The 25,490-nt window shown below is 35.1% G+C and carries 9 protein-coding genes; 7 read left to right on the top strand and 2 right to left on the bottom strand.

Annotation, left to right across the window (positions count from 1 at the left end; all coding sequences use genetic code 11):
- Nucleotides 1–41: 41 nt before the first annotated feature.
- The 7 genes from JI750_RS05160 to JI750_RS05190 all read left to right on the top strand — a co-directional run bounded on the left by JI750_RS05160 (nt 42) and on the right by JI750_RS05190 (nt 22,950).
- Nucleotides 42–16,292, top strand: a complete 16,251-nt coding sequence (locus JI750_RS05160; RefSeq protein WP_201999244.1) for a T9SS type B sorting domain-containing protein — start codon at nt 42–44, stop codon at nt 16,290–16,292.
- A 43-nt stretch (nt 16,293–16,335) separates the two neighbouring features.
- Nucleotides 16,336–17,316, top strand: coding sequence for a PorP/SprF family type IX secretion system membrane protein (locus JI750_RS05165; protein WP_236672978.1), 981 nt, complete (start codon nt 16,336–16,338; stop codon nt 17,314–17,316).
- A 158-nt stretch (nt 17,317–17,474) separates the two neighbouring features.
- Nucleotides 17,475–18,662 (top strand): phosphoglycerate kinase, encoded by a 1,188-nt coding sequence (locus JI750_RS05170; protein WP_201999246.1) that lies wholly within the window; start codon nt 17,475–17,477, stop codon nt 18,660–18,662.
- A gap of 110 nt (nt 18,663–18,772) precedes the next feature.
- Complete coding sequence (locus JI750_RS05175; RefSeq protein ID WP_201999247.1) at nt 18,773–20,581, top strand: LysM peptidoglycan-binding domain-containing protein; 1,809 nt, start codon at nt 18,773–18,775, stop codon at nt 20,579–20,581.
- Nucleotides 20,582–20,627: 46 nt separating this feature from the next.
- Nucleotides 20,628–21,593, top strand: coding sequence for a DUF4837 family protein (locus JI750_RS05180; protein ID WP_201999248.1), 966 nt, complete (start codon nt 20,628–20,630; stop codon nt 21,591–21,593).
- A 104-nt stretch (nt 21,594–21,697) separates the two neighbouring features.
- A complete protein-coding gene (locus tag JI750_RS05185; protein WP_201999249.1) occupies nt 21,698–22,339 on the top strand; it encodes a DUF1579 domain-containing protein in 642 nt (213 codons plus the stop codon).
- 164 nt (nt 22,340–22,503) lie between these two features.
- Complete coding sequence (locus JI750_RS05190; RefSeq protein ID WP_201999250.1) at nt 22,504–22,950, top strand: GNAT family N-acetyltransferase; 447 nt, start codon at nt 22,504–22,506, stop codon at nt 22,948–22,950.
- Between the two features lie 94 nt (nt 22,951–23,044).
- On the opposite strand, the gene JI750_RS05195 is transcribed toward JI750_RS05190, so the two are convergent.
- Together JI750_RS05195 and JI750_RS05200 are read right to left on the bottom strand one after the other, a co-directional pair.
- Complete coding sequence (locus tag JI750_RS05195; protein ID WP_201999251.1) at nt 23,045–23,848, bottom strand: OmpA family protein; 804 nt, start codon at nt 23,846–23,848, stop codon at nt 23,045–23,047.
- Nucleotides 23,849–23,851: 3 nt separating this feature from the next.
- A complete protein-coding gene (locus JI750_RS05200; protein ID WP_201999252.1) occupies nt 23,852–25,489 on the bottom strand; it encodes a S41 family peptidase in 1,638 nt (545 codons plus the stop codon).
- Nucleotide 25,490 lies beyond the last annotated feature (1 nt).

Genomic DNA, 25,490 nt, shown 5'->3' on the forward strand with positions numbered 1-25,490 from the left:
AATGCCCCTTAGAGGATAAACAGAAGTAACAAAAAATGATTATGAAAAAACCTACTACTTTAAGAACGCTGATTTTTGTTTTAGCTCTGCTATTCAATTTTGCTTCCTACTCGCAAAATTGGGTTGCGTTCAATTCAAAGCTTAATTCAAGCTCGAATGAGAATTTATTCTTAAAAGCAAATAATCAGTTTAACGGTCAATTTGGTCTTGGGACTAATTCAGAAAATGGACCTGGGAAACCTGCTTTTGCAATGGTCAATCCAGCAATTAAGTATGCACAGTCTCCTTACTTGGGTACAGTTTCTATCTGTCCAAATGATGGTAAAGAGTTGCCAAAATTATTTCTTTGTGGAAGTAATGAAACTAGGGAAATTAAAACAGGACTCGTAAATCCAATATCAATTGTTTGGGAAAAATTTAATGCAGGAGGTTCTTGTTTAAATGTTTTGAATACCAATTGTGCAAATGAATCATCAGCCGCTTCATGCTGGAAATCTGTTGGAACTGCAGTTGATTATGTGGCAAGCGAAGCAGGACAATTCAGAGTTCGAATTGTAGATAATGCAGGTATACCATATACCTTTTATTTTAATGTGTATCAGAATACGCTTGATCCAGGCGCTATTGCTAAAAATGATATTATTAAATATGGTACAACTTGTACGATTAACGGAAAAATTACAGTTAACGGTTTTGGAGGTGGTTATGAATATGGATTAACTACAAGCACTTCTCCACCATCAACATGGCAGGATAGTAATATTTTTAATGTTACGGCAGCAGGAAGCTATAACGTATTTATCCGATTAAAAGGAGTATCAGGTTCTTGTGATTTTAAAGTTCCTAATATTGTAATTGAACTTAAAGATTTTTCAGTTGGAACTCAAATAAATTCGCCTAAGTGTAGTGGAGAATTAGGTAGCATTAGAGTATATAATATTAATAAAAATGCCAATTTACAATATATATACAAACTTAGCGGACCTACTAATATTACAACTCCTGCTACAACTGATTTCGAGCATACTTTTGTGGGTTTAACATCAGGAACTTATACAGTAGAAACTACAATTGTAGGTGCACCAAACTGTATGAAGGATACAAAAACAAATCAAGTAATTGTAGCTAGCCCATCAACTTTAAGAAACACATCTACTCAAACGAAAGATTTAAGTCCATGTGCAACAGGAATAATTACTGGTTCTGCAACTGGAGGAAAAACGCCATACCGCTATTCTGTAAATATTAATAACGCAGGATTTGTGAATGTTGCAAATGTTGATGGAGAAGTTACGGTAGCCCAATCAGGAACTTATGTAGTGCGTGTGGAAGATGCAAACGGATGTACAGCAGATAAAACATTTACTATTGGTGCTGTTGAGAAACCTACGTATACAGTTCAGAAAGTAGATGGAAATTGTACGGGAGGTAAAGGAAGCATTACCATAAATATAACAGAAGCAAAAGGATTTACTGATTTGCAATATAGTATTAACAATGGAGCGAGTTATCAGACAGGAAATACATTTACAAATCTAGACTCTGGAATTTACTATGTAATTGTACAGTATAGAAAAAATGGTGTGACTGGAAATAGAGGTTCTTATTGTACAGATGCACCTATAATGACTACAGTTGGAGCGGCAAACCCGTTATCTGCTTCTGCAGGTATTGCGGCTTTATCAGGTTGTGGTCCTGCTGGAGAAGAAGAAAAAGGTCTTGCTCGTATTGTGAACCCACAGGGTGGTATTCCTTTCCCTGGAGCAAATCCGTATCAATATAAATTTATGGATTCTCCTTGGCAGAATTCAAATGAGATGTATATTAAGCCAGGTGGTCCATATACGTTTAGTATAAAAGATGCGGCAGGATGTACTTACGATATGACAGGTATTTATCTAGATCCAAAACCAGCAGCTCCAGAAATTAAAATTTTAGATCCTGTATTCAATTGTGATGGTTCGGCTACTAGTACTGTTCAGGTAAATGGTGGAGTGCCAGATGCAAAATACAGTTACAAATATTACATTGATGGTTTCCTTAACCCGAATACGCCATCAAATGTATTCTTAAATGTTCCCCAAGGTCCTCACACTATTACAGTAGAATATACTGTAACGAGTGTAAAAACATATAGTAATTTATTAGTTGAAAGTTTCGGTAGTGGAGGAACAACTACAACACCAGGTATTGCAGGTACATATTGCTTCAATGACCAAAGAGTTGATCCACCATATACTTGTTCTTTAAATGGTACACCTACACGTTCAGTAGAGGATAACCAGTATTCTGTTGCAAATGACTTTTGGAGAAGTGATGATTATGATAACAGAGGAAGATATACAGGAAATGGAGCATGGTATCACTTTAAAGACCACACTACCGCAGGTAGTGCGACACCAGATTCAAAAGGAAGATTTTTATTGATCAATATCGGAAAAGCAGCGGGAGATTATGGTGTTTTATATAGTAAAGATATTGTTGACGTAATTCCAAATCAACCGGTTTTAATTGACCTTTATGTAGGTAACTTACTTAAACTTGGTAAAGATGGGGATTCGCCAATTCTTATCTTCGAATTAGTTGATGAGGATGGCAATGTAGTTGCAACTGATAAAACAGGAAAAATTGCTGAAGATAAAAATGGACCAGAAAGAAATAAATGGTTACTAAAATCATTAGCATTAAATCCAGGAGATAACAAGAAATTAACTTTCAAAATTCGTTCAGGAAGTACGGAATATGGAGGTAATGACTTAGTAATGGATGATATCTGGGTTCGTCAGATACCAAGAGCATGTGGTACAGTACAGGATTTTGATATTACTATTGATCCATCAAAAGTTTTCAATGCATCTGTAACAGGAGTAAAAGACGTGCTTTGTTATGGAGATAAAAACGGAGAAATTACTATAAGTGCAGTAAATTTTGATCCTAAGAAAGGATTCCAATATTCTATAGATGGTGGACTAAACTGGACAACAATAAAACCAGTACCAGCTGCATCTTCTGGAAGTGTAACGCTTAAAAATCTTGAAGGCAAAAACTATCAAATTCAAGTGCGTTATGAAGATAAGGCAGGAAGCTGTTTAGTACCACTTACTCAAGATGTTAAAGCACCGCCAGTTTTAGATGTAACAGCAACGATTTTTAAACCAGCAACATGTATAGAAGGTGCTACTATTAGAGCAAAAGCAACAGGAGGAACTCCAGCTTATGAGTTTGAACTTTTGGATGCTGCTACAGGTGCGGTTGTAAAACCAAGGCAGCCTGTTTCAGATCTAGTTAATATGACCACTGATTTTATAGATGTCCATAAAGGAGTATATAAAGTAAAAGCATATGACAAAAATGGCTGTAAAAATAATGTTGATGTTACAATCACTGTTAATACGCCAGACCCAATTGAGGCAGTTTTAGCAACAAGTTCAAACCTTTGTTATACTGCTACCAACAAAGCGACTATTGTAGTTACTGTAAGAGGTGGTACGGCTCCTTTTACTTATAGCATAAATGGTGCGCCAGCTGTTGATTCTAATACTTTCAAAGATTTAGTGCCAGGTTCTTATGTAATCACGGTAACTGATGGAAATGGTTGTAAAGATGATACAGAGGCAATTGTAATTGAACCAGAACTTACTGTTGCTGCTTCTGTAACGCAAACATTAAAATGTGTGGCACCGCCAGCAACAGCTTCTGCAATTATTACAGGTAAAATTGAAGGAGGAAAATCTCCATTTGGTGTAACTCTTGTTTCAGGTCCAGGTGCAGGAACATTTGCTTATCCAACTTCTGATACATTTACCTTTACAGCAACTGTACCGGGTACTTATACTTTTGAAATTTCAGACTCGCAAAAGTTTGTTTGTAAAACTACAGCACAGGCAGAAATTAAAGCGCCTACTAAACCAGTAGCTTCAGCTGCACCTGAAAACCCTAAATGTTATGGTGCCGCAACAGGATCTGTTGTATTGTCAGGTTCTTTAGGATCAGGAAGTGGTTATGAATATAATTTTAATAATGGCGGGTTTAAAACAAACGCAACCTACACAGGATTAAGTGCCAATACTACTTATAGTTACCAAGTTAGAGACGATAACGGATGTGTGTCTGATGTAAAAACATTTACATTAACACAACCAAGCGAATTAAAAGGTGATATTAAAGCAACAGAAATTGGATGTAATGGTAATAATACTGTTAAGGCTATAGTAACTGTTACAGCAAGTAACGGTACAGGTCCAAAATATCAATATAGTTTTAATAACAATACCAGCTATTCAACAAAAAATACATACGAAACAGATATCGCAGGTGATGTAACGGCTTATATCAAAGATGAAAATGGTTGTGAAATTGGGCCATTAAAAGTTACAATTGCTGCTAAAAATCCAATCACGGCTATTGATATTGTTTCAGATAGTGGATTAAGCTGTCCTGCTAATACAGCTACTGTAACTATAAAAGCGCAAGGTGGAGTTGGTCCAATAAAATATAAAATAATTACTCCAACAGTTTCTGCGGAGAATACTGATGGTATTTTTGCTAGTCTAAGCCCAGGATTGTATACATTTCAAGCAACAGATAAAAATGGATGTAGTCTAACTATAGATCATACTGTATCTGGTATTCCAGCAATTAAGGTAACAGGTACTGTAGAATCCCCTGTAAAATGTTTTGGAGATAAAGGTTCTGTACAATTTGTTGTTTCAGGAACAACAAGATTTGCTTATAACATTGTAAATAGTGCAAATGCTTCAGTAGGAAGCAATACTGATACAACAAATTTAACTATCGATTTAACTAATTTGCCAAGCAGTAATTATACTATTACTGTTACGGATAAAGTTACTAATTGTCAGGCTCAATATACTGTTAATTTAACTCAGCCAGCAGCTGCGATAAATGTAACAGCAACAGCAACTAAGATTACTTGTAATAACGGTAAATCTGATATTACAGTAGTGGTTATGGGTGGAACTAAAAATTATACTTATGCTGTAGCGAGAAGTACAGATCCAAAACCGACAGTATTTGGTACAAGTGAAGTTCTAACAGTTGATACTAATTTAGGAACAAATGTAAAATGGACCGTTTATGTAAAAGATGCTAATGGATGTGAAGGAAGTTTTACAGTTGATATTGAGAGCGAACAAAAACCAACAGTTACGGCTGTTTTAGATAGTCAGTGTGGACCAACTGGTACGGGTAATATTTTTACGATTACGGCTACTGGTAACGGATTGGCACCATTGAAATATAGTATCGATGGAACAACTTTTAAAACAGGAAATACATTTAATGTTCCAGCGGGTATTTATACAGTAACTGTAGAAGATAAAAATGGTTGTAGAGCAACTGCTCCTACAAGTATAGTGGTGAGCGAACCTTTAACAGCTTTAGCATCTGTTACTAAAGGATTGGATTGTACTGCTACACCAAATGCACAAATTACTGTTGACATTACAGGTGGTAAAGGATCTTATAATTATACTATTAAAAAAGGAACAGCAGCAGCTGGAGGTGTAAACACAATTACAGCAGGACCAATTGTACTGTCTGTAGCAGCAGCTGATGCAGATACTTATGAATTTGATATTACAGACGCTAACGGATGTAATGTAAAAGTAAGTGCTACAGTTTTACCAATAACAAATCCTGTAGTATCTGTAAAATCTTTTGTTAATCCGTCTTGTGATGGTTATAGCGATGGTGCTGTAGAATTACAGGCAACAGGTGGATCTGGTAGTGGCTATAAATTTAATTTTAATAATTTAGGATTTAGTGATGACACATATTATTCTAATTTAGGAGAAGGAACTTACCCATATGAAGTAATTGATGGAAAAGGATGTAAACATAGCGGTTCAATTACTTTAACAGCACCTGAAAAACTAATTGTTTCAATTGATGTAGTACCATTTTCTTGTGATGTAAACAGTGCTAAAGTACCGGGAACAGTTACTTTAAATGTTACTTCTGGAGGAACTGCACCATATAGATATAGTTTTAATGGAGGAGGTTTAAGCGGAGCTCCTGGAGCTAACGTATTAACTTTAAATGATAATACTGCAGGAACAGATCAGTCTTATACTTATACCGTAACCGATGCAAACGGATGTTCTGTATCTGGTAACGGAGTTTTAAAAGCATTAAACGCACCTAAAATTCTTGAAATTAAAGGAACTCCTATTTTCTGTCAACCTGCTACAAGACAAGTAAGTACAGTTACAGTAACAAAAGTTGCTTCAACAGGTGTAGATCCTGTAACTTATGCTATTATAGAGCCAGCTTCTCAAACAGGGAATGTTACAGGGGCAACTTCTGGAGTGTTTACAGATCTACCAGTAGGGATTTATAAATTTAAAGTAACAGATAACAACAAATGTTTCGCTATTGGTACATACGAAGTTAAACCAGTTGTAAATATTGACCTAAATGCTTCTATCTCTAAACAAGTATATTGTAAAGATGATAATAGCGGAGTAATTTTATTAAATGTTTCAGGTTTTAATACAACTTATAAATATAGTGTTAATGGTGTAGAGACTACAGGTGTATCTGCTTCAACAGTTACTATACCTAATTTAGCTGATGGAGATTATAGCATTATTGTTACAGACGAAGAAACAGGATGTACAGATACTGCAACATTAAAAATTACAGAACCTGTAAAAGCATTGACTGCTATAATAGACCAAAAAAATGCGAACTGTAAATCTGCAACGTCTAAAATTACAGTAACTGCCGATGGTGGAACTGGAACTTATACTTATGCTTTTGTACAAGATGGAACTGATCCTTCAACAAAATATCAAGCGAGTAATATAGCAGATCTTGGCATAACTCCAACTCCAGATTGGGATGTTTGGGTAAAAGATGCTAACGGATGTACATTTAAAATAGATGTTAATGTTAAAGTAGATGCAGCACCTACAGTTACTGCTTCGGCTGTTGGACAATGTTTAGGAGATGGCGATTATACTATTACAGCAAATGGCTCTGGAGTAGGAACTTTAGAGTATAGCATTGATGGTACAAATTTTAAAACAGATAATAAATTTATCGTAACAGTTGCTAAAGACTATACTATAACAGTTAGAGACGGAAATGGTTGTATTGCAACTACAACTGCTCCAATACATGTTTATGATAAAGTAACTTTAAGCGCTAGAATAGACAAGAACATTACTTGTACTGTTGGTAGCGAAGCAGCGATAATTACATTAATCCCTGGTGGAGGAAATCCTGGATATACATATACAAGTAATCCTACTACTGGAACTTTTACAAGCCCAGGAGTATTTGAAACTACTACACAAGGAAATTATATATTTACAGTAACTGATGCAAATGGTTGTTCTGCAACTATACCAAGTGCTGTAATTATTAAAACACCAACAACTCCAGTAATTACATCTGTAACTCCAATAAATATTTTATGTAACGGAGCTACTACAGGTGCGCTTACAATAGTTTATGACAATACTAAAGGTGTAGGACCATTTGATATTAAAGTAGAACAATATCAAGATTTAGCGCATACTATTTTTGTTAATGATTTTGGTACACAAACCACAGGATTACCTGCAGGTTATTATGTTGTAACATTAAAAGATTCTAATGATTGTACAGTTACAGCATTTGCACAGATAACAGAACCAGATCCAATCAAGATTGAGTATAGCTTTAAACCTCTTAAATGTACTGGTAAAGGAATCACTGAAGGTAGTATCACGATTGAGAAGGTAACAGGTGGAACCGCAGATTATAGTTATATCGTAACTGGTATTGGTGGTTATTACAAAAGATTTGATAATCAAACAGGTGGTGTTGCTCACTTTGAAATTGTAAATTTCGGATTATATCAAATTAGAGTTGAAGATAAAAATGGTTGTGCGCCTGGTATCGTAGAGGATATTTTAATTGCGGCACCAGTAACCGAATTAGGAATTAAAGTTTCTACAACTGCAGATTGTACAAATGGAGGTAAAGCTACAGTTGAAATTTTAGGTGCTTTTGCAGGAAGCGGTGCTTTCCATTTTAATATTTACAATGGCACACCTCAAACATGGATTAAACCTGTTAATCCAGCAGATCCAACAGATCCAGCTGTTATTGCAAATATTGCAAATGGATGGATAGATGAAACTTTCCCAGGAAGTAAAGTAGCAGAATTTACAGGTCTTACGCCTGGTAAAACATATACTTTTATCATTTACGATGAAAGCACAGAATGCTATTATTTCCAAACGTCAAAAGACCCTATTCCAAGTACATCAACATTGGCAATAGAAAGTTTTACTCCACAAAACATTACATGTAAGGGAGCAAATAACGGAAATGTAAGTTTTGATATTAGAAGCCCTTATGCTACTCCAGTAAATGTTAAATATGAAATTTTTACTGCATTTACGAATGTTTTAATGGGTACTGCTGGAACAACAACAATTCCAGCTGGTGCAACAGTTACAATAAACCCTGCATCGTCGGTGCCATTGCCAGTAGGAACGTATTATGTTATAATTACAGAAACTTCAGGTGGAAATAGCGGATGTGGAGTTCCTTCTGTGAATTTTAATATCAAAGAATCAACGGAATTATTAACGGTTACAGCTTCTGTTTCTAAAGATGCAAATTGTAAAAATTTATCAGGAATAATCACGGCTAGTGCAGTTGGTGGAACTCCTTTTGTTCCAGTTCTCCCAGCTACAGGACCAGCATATTTCAAATACATGCTGTTATTACAAACAGATGCAGCACCAACAGATCCTAAAGATACACGTTGGGTGACTAACAATACTTTCTTTGCAAATGCAGCAAATTATACTGTATATGCATTAGATGCTTACGGATGTATTGCAGAATATGATATCTCTTTAACAAAAGATGCAGATCCTGTTGTTGATATGCCTGCACCATTCTGTTATGACGGATCTACGCCATTTACAATTACAGTAACAGGTACAACAGATCCATCAATTGCAGATGCGCCAACATATAGCGTAAACGGAAGTAATTTTACAACAAATCCAGATTTCGAGTTCAATGCAGCTGGAAATTATGATATAACAATTAAAGATGGTAATGGTTGTACAGACACTAAACGTTTTGTAGTTTATCCGCAATTGAAACTAAAAGTGGAGAAGAAAAAAGGTTTAGATTGTACTCCAACACCAAATGCTCAGATAGAACTTATAGCTTCAGGCGGAGAAGGATCTTCTTATGTTCTTGAGTATTCATTAAATGGAACTGGATACTTACCAGTAACATTAACAGCAGGAAATATTTTCAATGCTGCTGTAGCCGGAGATTATATTTTTAGAGTTACTGATACAGGTAACCCTGCAACTCCGTCTTGTTTTGTAACAGAGAAGTTGAAAATAGATGCAATTCCTGCAATCACATTTGATACAATTGAGACTAACTTAACTTGTGAAAACAGCGGTAATGGTGCAATAACAGTTAATGTTACTGGCGGAGTGGGACCTTTTAAATTCACATTGACAGATGGTACAACTACTTGGGGTCCTCAAGATGAAAGTGAATTCACAGGTTTAGATGCAGGAACAAATTATACTGTTACAGTGCAAGATGGTACTTCATGTACATTACAAAAAAATAATATTGTAATTACAGAACCTAAAGCTTTGGCTGCATCTGCTTCAGTTGCACCTTTCAACTGTGATCCAGTAAATAATGCTGTTCGTAAGGCAATTGTAACAGTTAATGTTACAGCTGGTACAGGTACAGGACCATACAAATATAAGTTTGGTACAGCTACAGATTATGATGATAATAATACATTAAGTGTTGATAGTAATTTTACAGGTATCAAAACAATTAGTTATTCTGTTCAGGATAAAAACTTATGCGTATTTAACGGTACAGTAGATGTTGATGCATACAAAATGCTAACTGGATTAACAATTACAGGAACTGATGTTACTTGTATAGCTACACAATCTGATGTAACGGTTGTTGCAAATGGCGGTTATCCAGGTTACACTTATGCGATTGTTTCTCCTGCATCGGCAGTTGGAAATATTACTGGTGCAACATCAGGAATTTTCACAGGTCTTGATCCAGATACTTATAGATTCAAAGCAACAGACAGCAATGGGTGTTCAATCGAAGGGAATCACACAGTTGAGCCTGTAGTAAATATTACAGCTTCTGGTGCAAACGTGAAAAATGTAGATTGTAACGAAACACCAGCACAAGCTAATGGTTCTGTTGCATTTACGATTGCAAACTTCACAGGTGCATACACATATAATGTAAGCGGACCTGCAACAGGTACAGCGACAAAAGTTAGTTACACAGGTTACGATGTAATTACTGTAACAGGACTTCCTATAGGGAAATATAAAATAGATATTGAAGATTCAGTAACAGGCTGTAAAGCTTCAGCAGAAGCAGAAGTAGGTCAGCCAGCAAACCCTATTGCAATTTCAATAGTAAGCAATACACATGCTAACTGTAAATTTGGTGCAAAAGTTACTGTAAAAGGTGAAGGAGGTACTATTGGTACAGGATACAAATATGCATTTGCAGCCGATGGAGCGACTCCAGTGTTTGGTGCTAGCGCAAGCAGCGTTTTAGATCCATCAAAAACTTGGATAGCTTACGTTCAAGATGCTAATAATTGTACAGCACAAATTCCAATCCCAATTGTAGTAGATCCAAACCCTACTATTGATAGTGTTAGCAATGTATGTTATACAGGTGGTCCAATAACAGTTACTCTTTCAGGTACTGTAGCAACTGGAACAGGTGCACCTAGATATAACATAGGAAACGGATGGACATATGATGATACTTTTAGATTAGATGCTCCGGGCGATTATGAGTTTTCTATTATGGATGGTAACGGTTGTACTTCGGTTACGAAGTTTAAATACACATTAAACCAAGAATTATTGTTAACAGCAACTTTACGAGATGATATCACTTGTAAACCAGGTACTGCAGGAGATGCTGTCATCGATTTAGTAGCAACTCAAGGCGCATATACATTGCCTTACAAAACTATTCAGTACTCAAAAGATGGTGGCTCATTTGATGATGTTCCATCAATGCCATTTACAACAAGCGATTCAGGAACTTATACTTTTAGAGTAGAAGATGCAGCAGGTTGTGTGGCAGTTTCTAAAGAAGTAATTGTTTCTCCTAAAACAACTCCTGAGTTTACATACACTAAAAAGGATATTAGCTGTTTTGGAGATAACAACGGAAGTTTTGCCATTACACCAAGTGGTGGTCTTGAACCATATCAATATAGTATTGATGGTGGAGTAACTTATGATCCTCTAACAAGCGAATATATTGGCTTAGCTAAAGGAATATATCATGTTTATGTTAAAGACGCTAAAGAATGTTTTGTAACACATGATATTGAAATTATTGAGCCTGCTCAATTGGATGTAACTCCTGTAATAACTCCATTTGGATGTAGTACAACTAATAATATTGTAGATGCTGTGGTAACACTTAACGCTACATTTGGTACGTCACCATATAGCTATAGTTTTGATAACGGAGTGAATTTCTCTGATATTATTAATAGTATCCCAGTTAATACTGCAAAAACAATTAAATATGTTGTAGTAGACAAAAACGGATGTAGAGTTTCAGGAGATGCAGTTGTAAACCCTTATAACCCACCAAAAGAAATTACTCTAGATGCAACACCTATCTATTGTAATACACCTGGAGCTGTAACAACGGTAACGGTTACAAGTGTTACTGGACCACCAGCAGGAACAGCGTATACTTATGAGATTACTAGCCCAGCTGCTTTTGTAGTTTCTAATAATACAGGAGTGTTCCCTAATTTAGTAGCAGGTAACGTATATGAGTTTAAAGTAACAGACGATGCTTCTCATTGTTATGCAACAGGTTCTATTGAAGTTAAGAAAGCATCAGAAATCAGTGTTATAGAACAATCATCAAATGATGTTTTCTGTAACGGAGATAGTACAGGAGCTATTACATTTGAAATTAGCAACTATATAACAGCAGGACAATACAATTATAACTTAAGTCCAAATCCGTTAGCGATAGTGCCAGTTCAAACAGGTGATGTAGTTACGTATACAGGTTTAGGTGCAGGAACTTATACTTTCACAGTAACAGATAATGTATCTGGTTGTACAGACGAGGTGACTAATTTCTTAATTGATCAGCCAGCTAATGCTCTTGATTTCACTTCAGTGGCTACAGATATCAACTGTATCAAGAAAACGGCATTAATAACAGTAACAGTTGCGAATGGTACAGGAACGCCAGGTTACAAATATGCAGTATTAGAATCAGGTGATACATCTGCTCCAGTTTATGGAGACAGTAATGTACTTGAAGTAGATACTGATAACGGAACAAAACTTGCGTGGGATGTGTATGTGAAAGATTTGAACAATTGTTCTCTTACAAAAGTTCAGAATATTTCTACAGCACCACTTCCAGGAGGTATTACAATTGATCCTTACAGCCAATGTAGAGACAACATTACAGGTAAATATACATTTACAGTGCGAGTAGCTTCAGGTGTCGGACCATTTACATACAGCTTAAACGGTGTAGATTTCCAAGACAGTGAAACATTTGTAATTGATAATCCAGGTGCATACACTGTTACAGTAAAAGATGCTAATGGCTGTACAATTACAGCACCAACTCAAGTAGTTATTTCAGACGAATTAGTATTAAGCTATAGTCTTGATTTATTGCCTAGTTGTGATGAAAACGATGGAGAAATTAATGGTAGTGCAACAGGAGGTTCGTCTAGTGCAAACTATATTTATACATTAGACAATAATGGTTTCCCACAAACAGGAGCGAGCTTTAAATTTATAAAAGTTTCTTCTGGGCATCACTTTATTGAAGTGTATGATACAGTAACAAAATGTACAGATAGAGTAGAATTTGACATTAACCCAGCATTACCAGTTTCTGGATTTAAAGTAACAGGAACAGGAGTAACTTGTTTTAGTTATACAAACGGAACTATTACAGCTTCTATTGATTCAGGAGCATTAAATGACGGCCCTATCAAGTATGAGTTATTTGGTACAACAAAAGGAAGCCCAGTACGAGATGTAAATTTACCAAAACAAGATAGTGGTACATTCACAAACCTTAAACCGGGAGATTATACAGTAACTGCTGTTTCTGCAAGAGGTTGTAGAACACCGTTACCGTTTAGAGTAACTGAACCAGATCTTATTACAGTTCAACCACCAGTGGTGAGCCAATATAAATGTACAGCTGATAATACATCTAACTACGCTACAGTTACCGTAGATATGAGCACAATTCTGGGTGGGTCAGGTAAATATACATACTTCCAGTTTATTAAAAACGGAACAGATATCGTTTATGAAGGACCTTCTAACGTATACACTGAAACGGATTACGCTGGAGGAAAATATAGTGTAAATGTATTTGACAATAAAGGATGTATGGGTACATCTCTAGAAAGTGAAGTATTCCCATTCGTTGCAATGGATAGAATTGATGTTGCAATTACGCCAATAACTTGTGCAGTAAACGAAAGCATAGTAGTTAGCGTAAAAGCATTTGATGGTAGTACAATAACGCCTTTAGAGTACACAGTTACAGGAGTAAAAGGAACTGTATATAATCAAACATATACACATGGTTCATTTACAGGTTTGGCAATCGGACAATATGTAATCTCGGTAAGAAATCCATTAACTGGATGTATTATTAAGAAAGATCATTTTGTTAACGATCCAAATACATTCGATTTAATTGTAGAAAACTATAGCAACATCACATGTTATGGAGCTTTAAATGGAAGTGTAGATTTAGTTCTAGTAGATAATTTAAAAGTACCAACTGATGACGCAGGTAAATTTGATTATACTATTACAGATAATTTAGGAAACCCAGTTACAGGAGGAAGTAGTGATGCAACAGGAAAAGTAACTGTAAGCGGTTTAGAAGCTGGAAATTATAATGTAAAAGCGGTTCTTGTTGGCTCACCATATTGTGAGGTTGAGACAAGCTTTACAATTCAACAGCCAGTAAAAGCGCTTGAGATTTCTGAGATACACAATCCAATTTCTTGTTCACCAGGAAACGATGGAAGAATTGTAATCTCTGCTGACGGAGGATGGCCAGGAGTTTACCAATATGAATTGACTGGACCAGTAACTTCACTATACTCTGATAAATTTGAATTTACAGATTTACCAGAAGGAACTTATACATTAAAAGTAAAAGATCTTGGAGGCTGTGAAGTAACAACAACAGTACAATTAAATAATCCGTTGCCTATAACTGCAACTGCTACAGCAACAGCGACAACATTGTCTTGCTATGGAGCTACTGATGGAATAATTACAGTTTCTGGTGTAACAGGAGGTCAAGGAAGTAACTATGCTTACATCTTAAACATGTTATCAGTTACTCCAGTTATCTCTACTGTGTCTCAAGATTCACCAATCTTCACAGGATTAGGCGCAGGAAGATACTCAGTAACTATTGTAGATCAGCTTAATTGCTCAGGAACAACAGTAGAAGTTACTATTAGCGAGCCAGCAGAAATTGTTCCAACATTAGAATTGGCTACAGGTATTACTTGTAAAACTGATGCAACGTTAACACTAACAGCAGTTGGAGGAACAGGAACTTACGAATATAGTGCTGATAAAAACTTTACAACAGTATTAGGTACATTGCCAGCAACGTTCCCAGTATCAGTTGGAGATCACCAGTACTTTGTAAGAGATACTAATGGATGTATTTCGTCTATCTCTAATAACGTAACTATAGATGAATTAGAACCTTTAACATTAGATGTAGACTTAAGCAATGCTATTGTTTACTGTAAAGGAGATGCAACTGCGGCAATTGATGCTGTTGCAAAAGGAGGTTTAACAAATTATCAATATACTTTATTTGATGGCAATGGTAATCAATTGAGACCAGCGCAATCTGAAGGATATTTTGATTTGCTTCCTCAAGGAACTTACGTTGTACGCGTAGATAGTGGAGATTGTCAATATGATTCTGCTGCGATAGTAATTAATGAGCCAAATGAAGGTCTTACAGTTACTTCTACAGCAACCGATGCAACATGTTTCGCTGCAAATGATGGAAAAATCACAGTGACTGCATCTGGCGGTACAGGTGTAATTAAATATGCAATTTCACCAAACTTAGGTTTATTTGATGAAAAATCAGTATTTGATCGTTTAGCACCAGGTAAGTATACAATTTTAGTACAAGACGAAAATTCTTGTTTCAGAATCCTTGAGCACGAGATCAAAGAACCAAACTTATTAGTAGGAAAAGTTCTTGGTCCAATTGTACAGGAGATTTGTGATGGTGATAAAGATGGAGAATTCAGTATCGAAATTTCTGGAGGAACACCTCCATATACAGTAAGTCTAGATAATGAAAACGGAACTTATGTAGCGGTTAATGGTACTCAGCATACTTTCAGTGCTCTTAAAGGAGGAATCCATAATGTGTACATCAAAGATGCAAGCTGTATTACTATGTTAGAGGTAGCAATGGATAAAGCTGTTATTCTTAAGCCTGTTGCAGAAGTAACATACGACTGTGTTAACAATGCACAAGCAAATATGGTAATTGTGACAATTGATGCTTCTAATACTAATCCTACTGATGTAGATTACTCATTAGATAACAGTGGAACATACCAGCCAAGTAACATTTTCACAAATGTTCCTGCTGGTGATCACTTCATCGTTGCAAGACATACTAACGGATGTGAAGTGCCAACTCCAATCTTTACTGTTAATGCAGTTGCAGAACTTGGTTTAATAGACATCACAAACCAAAGCAAAGACATCAATACAATTGTTGTACAAGCTTCTGGCGGAGTTGCTCCTTACGAGTACAGCTTCAATGGTGAACCATTTTCATCATCTAATAGTTATAGAATCTATAAAACAGGTGATTATGTGGTTATCGTTAGAGACAAAAATGGTTGTGAGGCTACAATAACTGTTCATGGTACATTCTATGACTTCTGTATGCCAAACTACTTTACACCTAACGGTGACGGACAAAATGATACTATTGGTCCAGATTGTGGTGCATTAGCTTACAAAGAATTAACGTTTGATATTTATGACAGATATGGTAGAGTAGTAGCGAAATACCATGTAAACGGAAAATGGGACGGTAGATATCATGGAAATGAATTGCCAACAGGTGATTACTGGTACGTTCTTAAACTGAATGATCCAAAAGATCCTAGAGAGTTTGTTGGACATTTCACATTATACAGATAACAAAATTATAGCCCCAATGATGTTATCTAAAAAAATTATTACAATGAAAAAGTTTATTTTATCCTTAGTACTCATGGCTGTAACAACAAGTTACAGCCAAGAGTTAAACCTACCAGTGTTTACGCAGTATTTAGCTGATAACCCTTTTATTCTTTCTCCTGCGTATGCCGGTATTGGAGATAATCTTCGTATTAGAGCCAACGGTTTGACACAGTGGGTCGGAATTAAAGATGCACCAGATAACCAGTCATTGTATGCAGATTTCCGTGTTCTGGATCGTTCCGGAGTAGGTATTTCATTGTATAATGATAGTAACGGTAATACAAGACAAACAGGAGCAAAAGTTTCTTTTGCGCACCACTTGATTTTGGATTATCGTACAGAACAGTATCTTTCATTTGGTATATCGTATAACTTTAATAGTTTCCGAATCGAAACCGGAAACTTTACTGGCGATGTAAATGGTGTTCCAGTAGCACTAGACCCATCAATTACAGACAATCGTTATAACTCAAATAATAACTTTGACGTAAGCGCCTTGTACCGCAACAGAGGATTTTATTTAAGTTTTAACGCCAATAACGTTTTAAAGAAAAACACTGATAAGTATAGAGGAGTAGAACCAGATCTACTCTCTAACTTTCAGGTATATTCAGGATTCACTTTTAGAGATGGAGAAAACAGACGTATCGAATACGAACCATCGGTTTTCTTACAGTACTTTGCGAGTGACCAGCGTTCTACAACCGATTTTAACTTCAAATACAGACGTTACAATCGCTACGAAGATTACTATTGGATTGGAGTTTCTTACCGTTTCTTAAACGACCAGTTCCCAAAACCTTTGGCAATGGGGCCAATGGCAGGTTTTATGAAATCTAAATTCTATTTTGCATATTCTTACCAGCTTATGTTTAATGGTCTTGGATCTTATAATTCTGGAACACACTCAATCACAATCGGATTCGACTTCTTACAATCTATCAGTAACTGTCCTTGTACACAAAGTCCAGTTCACGATTAGATAAGTAATTTTTATCATCTTTGAGAATAATTTTGTTTGTTTTCATAATTTACAACGTTTTCGTTTTTATTAATGGATTATTTTTGCTTTTTTGAAATTTAGACTTCGTTAAAAGTCCTATATTTGTTATTCTTTCAAAAAATTAAAAAAATTAGCAGATGAAAACTTTAAACGATTTCGATTTTAAAAATAAAAAAGCAATTATCCGTGTTGACTTCAATGTGCCGTTGGACGAGAATTTTAATGTAACTGATACAACACGTATTGAAGCAGCAAAACCAACAATTGATGCTATTTTAGCACAAGGTGGAAGTGTGATTTTAATGTCGCATTTAGGAAGACCAAAAGGAGCAGAAGAGAAATATTCTCTAAAACATATCTTAAAAACAGCTTCTGAAATTTTAGGAGTTGAAGTAAAATTTGCTGAAAACTGTGTTGGAGAACCAGCTCAAACAGCAGCAAAAGAGTTAAAGCCAGGCGAAGTTCTTTTATTAGAAAATTTACGTTTTCATGCTGAAGAAGAAGCAGGAGATGTAGCTTTCGCTAAAGAATTAGCTTCTCTTGGAGACATCTATGTAAACGATGCATTTGGTACTGCTCACAGAGCGCACGCATCTACTACAATTATCGCACAATTTTTTCCAAACGATAAATGTTTCGGAACATTATTGGCAAAAGAAATTGAAAGTTTAAATAAAGTTCTTAAAAACAGTGAAAAACCTGTAACTGCTGTTCTTGGAGGTTCTAAAGTTTCTTCTAAAATTACTGTTATCGAAAATATCTTAGATAAAGTAGATCACATGATTATTGGAGGAGGAATGACTTTTACTTTCATTAAAGCTCAAGGCGGAAAAATCGGAGAGTCTATCTGCGAAGATGACAAATTAGATCTAGCTCTTGAAATTTTAAGATTAGCAAAAGAAAAAGGCGTTCAGGTTCACATTCCTGTTGATGTTATTGCAGCAGACGATTTCTCAAACAATGCAAATACTCAGGTTGTAGATGTAACTGCAATTCCTGACGGATGGCAAGGTTTAGATGCAGGTCCAAAATCTTTAGAGAATTTCAAGAAAGTAATTTTAGAGTCAAAAACAATTCTTTGGAATGGTCCATTAGGAGTTTTTGAAATGGAAACTTTCTCTAAAGGAACAATTGCATTAGGAGATTATATCGCAGAAGCTACAGAAAATGGAGCATTTTCATTAGTTGGTGGTGGAGATTCTGTTGCAGCAGTAAAACAGTTCGGATTTGAAGATAAAATGAGCTACGTTTCCACTGGTGGCGGGGCTATGCTTGAAATGTTAGAAGGAAGAATTTTACCTGGAATCGCAGCGATTTTAGACTAAAAAATCACAATTAACATTTTTTTAAACAGTTTTCTTCAATAAAGGGCTTAGATTTGCAAAAATACAACTCTTGTAATTGTTTGAATTACAGAATTTTAAAATAATGTTATATGATTGTAAAGAAATTATCGTTAGTGGTTTCGGCTTTCTTTTCGTTAGCTGTCTGTGCGCAAGAAACGGCAAAGGCAGATATAGAACTGAAACCAGAGGTTAAACTTTCATATTTAGATTCTATTAAGAGTACATTCAAAAAAAATGATCTTGCTGCAAAAGTGGATAGTTTATGGATGAACGAATTAGTAAGTCTGGATATTTATGATGATCTTACCAAAGACATTCAAACCATTAACAAAGATGTTACTGTTGATGAAGAACTCCCAACCGAATTGCTAAAGCAGCGTTTGGCAGCGATGAATCAGAAATCACCTTTTGAGATCGAATACAATCAAGGTTTAGAAAATATAATAAAGTCATTTCTTAAGAACCGTAAAAAATCGTTTTCTCGATTAATGGCTTTATCAGAATATTATTTCCCAATCTTTGAGGACGCTTTTGCTAAACAGAACGTTCCTTTGGAAATAAAATATTTAGCCGTTGTAGAATCTGCTTTAAATCCTAAAGCAGTTTCTAAAATGGGCGCAACGGGACTTTGGCAGTTTATGTACGGAACCGGAAAACAATACGCTTTAAAAATTGATTCTTATATCGACGAAAGAAGTGATCCTCTTAAAGCTACTGCAGCAGCTTCAGAATACATGACCAAAATGTTCAATATTTTTGGTGACTGGGAACTGGTTTTAGCTTCTTACAATTCAGGTCCAGGAAATGTTACCAAAGCAATTCGTCGTTCTGGCGGAAAAACAAAATACTGGGACATTCGTAATTATCTTCCAAAAGAAACTCAAGGTTACGTTCCTGCTTTCTTAGCAACAATGTACCTTTTTGAATACCACAAAGAACATGGAATCAATCCAGAAAGAGCTGTGGTTAAAAACTTTGAAACAGATACTGTTGCAGTCAAAAATCAAATGTCTTTCAAACAGATTGCAGATTTATTAGATATGCCACAATCTCAAATTCAGCTTTTAAATCCATCGTATAAAATGGGAGTTGTGCCTTTCTACCAAGGAGAACAGCATTTTATCCGTCTTCCAAAAGATAAAGTAGCAACATTCGTTTCAAACGAAGAGCAAATTTATGCCTACGTAAAATATGATAAAGATTTTAGAGCAACATCATCTAGATTGGCTGTAAAATATGCTCCAAAAGCGAAACCAGCAGCTGTAAAACCAGCGCCAGTTGATAATGGTGATTTTGAATTTTATAAAGTTAGAAAAGGAGATAATTTAGGTGCGATTGCCGCGAAGTATGACGTAAGTATTTCAGATATTAAAAAATGGAATAACTTAAAAACAAATGCTGTAGCAATCGGAAGAAGCCTAAAAATCAAGGCAGAAGAAGAAGCTCCTGTTAAAACGCTTCCTGCTGTAGACAAAGAACAAGCAATTGCATCTACAGAAAATAAAGAGAAAACAGCCGTAGATATGGACTATGTTGTAGTGGCTGGAGATAATTTAGGCAGCATTGCAAAGAAATTCGGTACGACTATTGCGGAGTTAAAAGAACTTAATAATTTAACTTCAAATAACATTGGTTTAGGAAAAACATTAATTATTTCTAAAGCAGCGATCGTTATAGAAGAGCCAACTTCAACAGCAATTGCATCAAACTCGGTTGATTCATTCAAGAAAAAAGCACCTTCTAAAAATGTAAGTGAAGATTATTACGTTAAAAAAGGAGATTCTTTATACAGCATTTCTAAAAAATATCCTGGAGTAACAATTTCAGATATTAAAAAATGGAATGGTATTAAAGATGAAGATATTAAACCGGGAATGAAACTTAAAATAAACGGATAATAGAATAATCTTATTAAATTTGGGTTTTATTTCATAAATTAAAAAAATGAATAAAACCCATTTTTTATTGCTATTAGTTCCATTTTTCCTGACTTCTTGTTTCAAAAGTGAAAAACAAGAAACAGTTTCTGGAAAAACCAATACCATTTCGGTCATTATTGATGATCAATTGTGGTATGGAGAAGTAGGCGATAGCATCAGAAATAAATTTGCCTCACCAGTTCTTGGACTTACCCAAGAAGAACCGCTTTTTACCATAAATCAATATCCTGCTAGATTGCTTGAAGGCTTTGTTACCGATAGTCGAAGCATTATTGTGGTCAAAAAAGCACCTACAGATAAGTTTGAAATCATTCGAAGCAAAACATTGCCTCACAATACTTTTCGCATTTACGGAAAATCTGTAGAAGATATTATCTGTAGTCTAGAATTGAATTCTTCGCAAATAATAAAAATTATTCATGATGCCGAAATTCAGAAAATTCAAGAAGACAATAGTACTTCACTGTTGAATAAAGCTATCATAAAAAACAAATTTCACATCAATATTCAAATTCCAATAGGATATGAATATATGTTGCATAAGAAGAAATTCATTTGGCTTAAAAAAGAAATCATAAGCGGTAATACCAGTTTATTGATTTACCAGATTCCGCTTTATAATTTCAAAAAGAAAAAAGACGTTGTAAATGCTATTGTCAAAATGCGTGACTCAATTGGTAAATACATTCAAGGACGTGAACCCAATACACAAATGATTACCAGTGAAGCTTACGCGCCTTATTTCTCAAAAATAATGTTGGACAATAAAGAAGCCTTTGAAACAAAAGGAACTTGGGAATTGAAAAATGATTTCATGACCGGACCATTTATCAATTATGCCATAATAGACCCAACTTTTAATCGAGTTTTGGTTATCGAAGGATTCTCTTATTCACCATCTCATCAAGAACGCGATTTAATGTTAGAACTTGAAGCCATTATAAAAACAGTAAGAATAGACAAACGATAAGGATTGCGGTTAAATTGCTAAGTATATCAACCTGAAACCAGAAACAAAAGAAAACAAACAAAAAATTTCGTACTTTTATTTAACAAACATAAAAACAATTAGTTATGAAAAAATTAACCGCAACATTAGTAATAATAACGCTGTGTTTCATTTCTTGTAAAAAAGAAGTGAAGGAGGAAACGCCCACTACAACAGCTACGGATTCTATTAAAACTGAAGAACCTGTTGCCGAAGCGCCATTAGACTCTGCAGCACAGATGAAAGCCTGGCAAGAATATTCAACACCAGGAAATCCGCATAAAATACTGGCTGATGAAGTTGGAACATGGAATTGCGATATGACATTTTGGTCTGATGCAAATGCAAAACCTGAAAAAGAAACTTCTGTTGCAGAAATCAAAATGATCTTAGGTGGCCGCTTTCAAGAAGCAACTTATAAAGGAACTATGATGGGACAGCCATTTGAAGGAAAAGGCACAGTTGGCTATAATAATGCTACTAAAGAATATATTTCCACATTTATTGACAATATGGGAACAGGAATGATGACTAGCACAGGAAAGTATAACGAAAGTGCCAAGACTATAGAATTCAACGGAGAAATGGCCGATCCAGTAACTGCAAAAAATACAAAATATAGAGAGGTTTACACTATCGTAGATGCTAAGACCCGAAAAATGGAAATGTACGATACAAAAAACGGAACAGAATATAAAAGCATGGAAATCGTAATGACGAAAAAATAAATTTTCTGTTTAGGTTCAAAAGTAACAAAGTTGCAAAGGCACAAAGATTTATTTCTGCGAGATATAGCTTTGTGTCTTTTGCAATTTCTATAAGAAACTTTAGCGCAACTAAAAAATAATATAACTTAGCGCTTTCGTGCCTTTGTGGCAAAAAGTAAGTAAGAATGGAATTAAGATGGGAAATAAAGCCTTTTGAGGCGTTAACTGTTCATGAGTTATATGATTTACTCAAACTAAGAAGTGAAATCTTTGTAGTGGAGCAAAATTGCGTTTATTTGGATCTTGACAGCAAAGACAAGAAAGCTTTACACCTAATTGGAGAGTTTGAAGGTAAAATTGTAGCCTATTCGCGCTTATTTGACGCAGGAATTAGTTTTGACAATGCTTCAATTGGAAGAGTTACTGTAGATGCCAATTACAGAGATAGAAAATGGGGACATGAATTAATGCATGAAGCCATAGCTGGAATTAAATCTAATTTTGGAAAAGATAAAATCACGATTGGAGCGCAATTGTATTTGAAGAAATTCTACGAAAGCCACGGTTTTGTTCAAACCAGCGAAATGTATTTGGAAGATGATATTCCACATATTGAAATGGTAAGAGAATAAAAATGAAGTAAATCCGTAGGGATTTTTAGCATATTCCAATAAGCGAAAAAACTTGGAATCTTAGTAACTCAGTATCTTAGAATCTTAGAAAAAATTAAATTTTAGTAATTACAAACTCCACCCGCCGATCATAATTATCACCTCTGCCTAAAGGATATCGATTGCCGCATCCAACATAAGTCATGCGACTTTTAGATACTTTTTTGGACATTAGATAATGGAAAACAGTTTTGGCGCGATTCCAAGAAAGTCTTCTTTCTTTGGTATCTCTATCAATTCCGTCGCTATAAATTTCGGGAGTGCAACATACATGCCCTCTAATTTCAAAATTTAGACCTCTATGATTTTGAAGTATTACTGCAATTTTATCCAGTTCTTTTTTAGAATTGCTTGTAAGCTTAGCACTTCCAATATCAAATAAAATAGACTCTAAATATACTTTATCTCCAACTTTTAAATTGTCTTTGAATGAAGTGTGAACTCCTTTTCCGAAACTATTTTTCTTAACAACAATTAAATCAACCCGCCGATTTCGGAGACGTGTCTCGTATAGATTCTCTACCGTATCTGGTTTTACGACAACACGCCCTTTTCCTTCAAGAATAACAATTTTACTCTGTTTGAATCCATTCGTAATTAACAGATTCTGAATTGTATTGGCTCGATTATTAGACAATGTAAAGTTATACTCATCGTTTCCGCGATCATCACAATAGCCATAAATCTGTATAGACTCTACTTTAGAAGTGTCTATGTTTTTTATAAAGTTAGAAACCACACTGATTTGTTTTTCTGTCAAATCATATTTGTCAAACTCAAAATAGATTGTTTCAACAGGTTTTTGTTGTGCCGTTACTGTATAAAATGAAAAAAGAGTCAGGGCTAGAGTTATCTTCATTCACTACATTTTTAAAATCGTCTTATATTCTGTTTGGTTATTTAATACACTAACTGCTCTTTTAATTTCTGAATTGTTTTTTAAATAATACTGATACAAACCTTCTTGATATTGATATCTCTTTATCAATTCTTCCAAAATCATGTTTTTGATTTCTTTTTGGTTTTTGTCCAGTAAAGTAGTTTCGCTTTTTTCTAAAGCATTCAACAATTGCTGATATTCGGCAGTAATGGTCTCGTCTATTTTTTCTTTTTTAGCTGCAGCTAAAGTATTTTTCAAAGCCACTTCAGTATCTGTGTCAAAAGTGATTTTATTCGTTTTTAGATATTGTTTGAAAGCGGTATAATCTGCATCAGTCAAAGTAGGAATCTTATCTCCCAAATTTGGATTTTTGTAATAATACGTTGTAGCATAATCAAAAACGCCATCGTTTTTAATTAAAGCTGTTGCAATGGCACTAGTTTTTGCTTCTTCCAATTCGATATCTGGCAAAACTCCTCCGCCATCATAAACCGTTCTTCCTTTTCTGGTTTTAAAAGCATTGAAATTTTTAGAATCAGTTTTCTGAGCCACGCCATTTTTATCTTTATGCGCATAATCCAAAGCCTGAATACATCTTCCAGAAGGCGTATAATATCTAGAAATAGTAACTTTCAGTTGCGTTCCATAAGTTAAATCGACTGAGCGCTGAACCAAACCTTTACCAAAACTTCTGCTTCCTAAAATCACCGCACGATCTAAATCCTGCAAAGCACCCGAAACAATTTCAGAAGCCGAAGCGCTTCTTCCGTTCACTAAAATAGCTAACGGAATTTCAGTATCAACTGGTTCTTTTTGTGTTTTATAAGTATTGTTATGTTTTTCAATTCTAGATTTAGTCGTAACAATTACTTCATTCTTTGGAACAAACAAATTGCAGATATCAATCGCTTCATTTAATAAACCACCTGGATTTCCTCTTAAATCCAAAACAATCTGTTTGGCTCCATCGGCTTTTAATTTCTCAAGAGCATCTTTAACTTCAGCAGAAGCTTTTCTGCTAAAATGTGCTAAAACAATATATCCTGTTTTGTCATCAATTTTTCCATAAAAAGGAACCGATTTAATATCAACTTCATCCAAAACTAAAACAGTAGTGCTTGGTTTTCCTTGACGCAAATATTTAATGTTGATTTTAGTGTTTTTTGTTCCTTTCAATAATTGAGAAGCATCATCTTTAAAATCAGCAATTAAAACATCTCCAATTTGGATAATTTCGTCACCAGCTTTTAGCCCCGCTTTATCGGCAGGATAATTTTTATAAGGCTCACGAACAACCAAACGATCTTTTTTTCTAGAAATCAAAGCACCAATTCCTGTATATTCTCCAGTATTGTTGATTTTAAAATTGACAACATCCTGTTCGTTAAAATAAACCGTATAAGGATCCAGACTTCCCAGCATACTCTTGATGGCTTTATCCATCAAATCGCCAGGATTGGTTTCGTCAACATAATTGGTATTTACTGCTTTAAACAAAGTTGTGAAAATTTCAATCTGTTTGGCAATTTCAAAGAAATCTTCTCTAAAACTGGTTCCAATAAACAACATTCCAGCCGCAGCGACTGGTATAATAAATTTCTTTTTGAAATACGGATACATG

This window comes from Flavobacterium tagetis, assembly GCF_016735615.1.
Classification (GTDB): Bacteria; Bacteroidota; Bacteroidia; order Flavobacteriales; family Flavobacteriaceae; genus Flavobacterium; species Flavobacterium tagetis.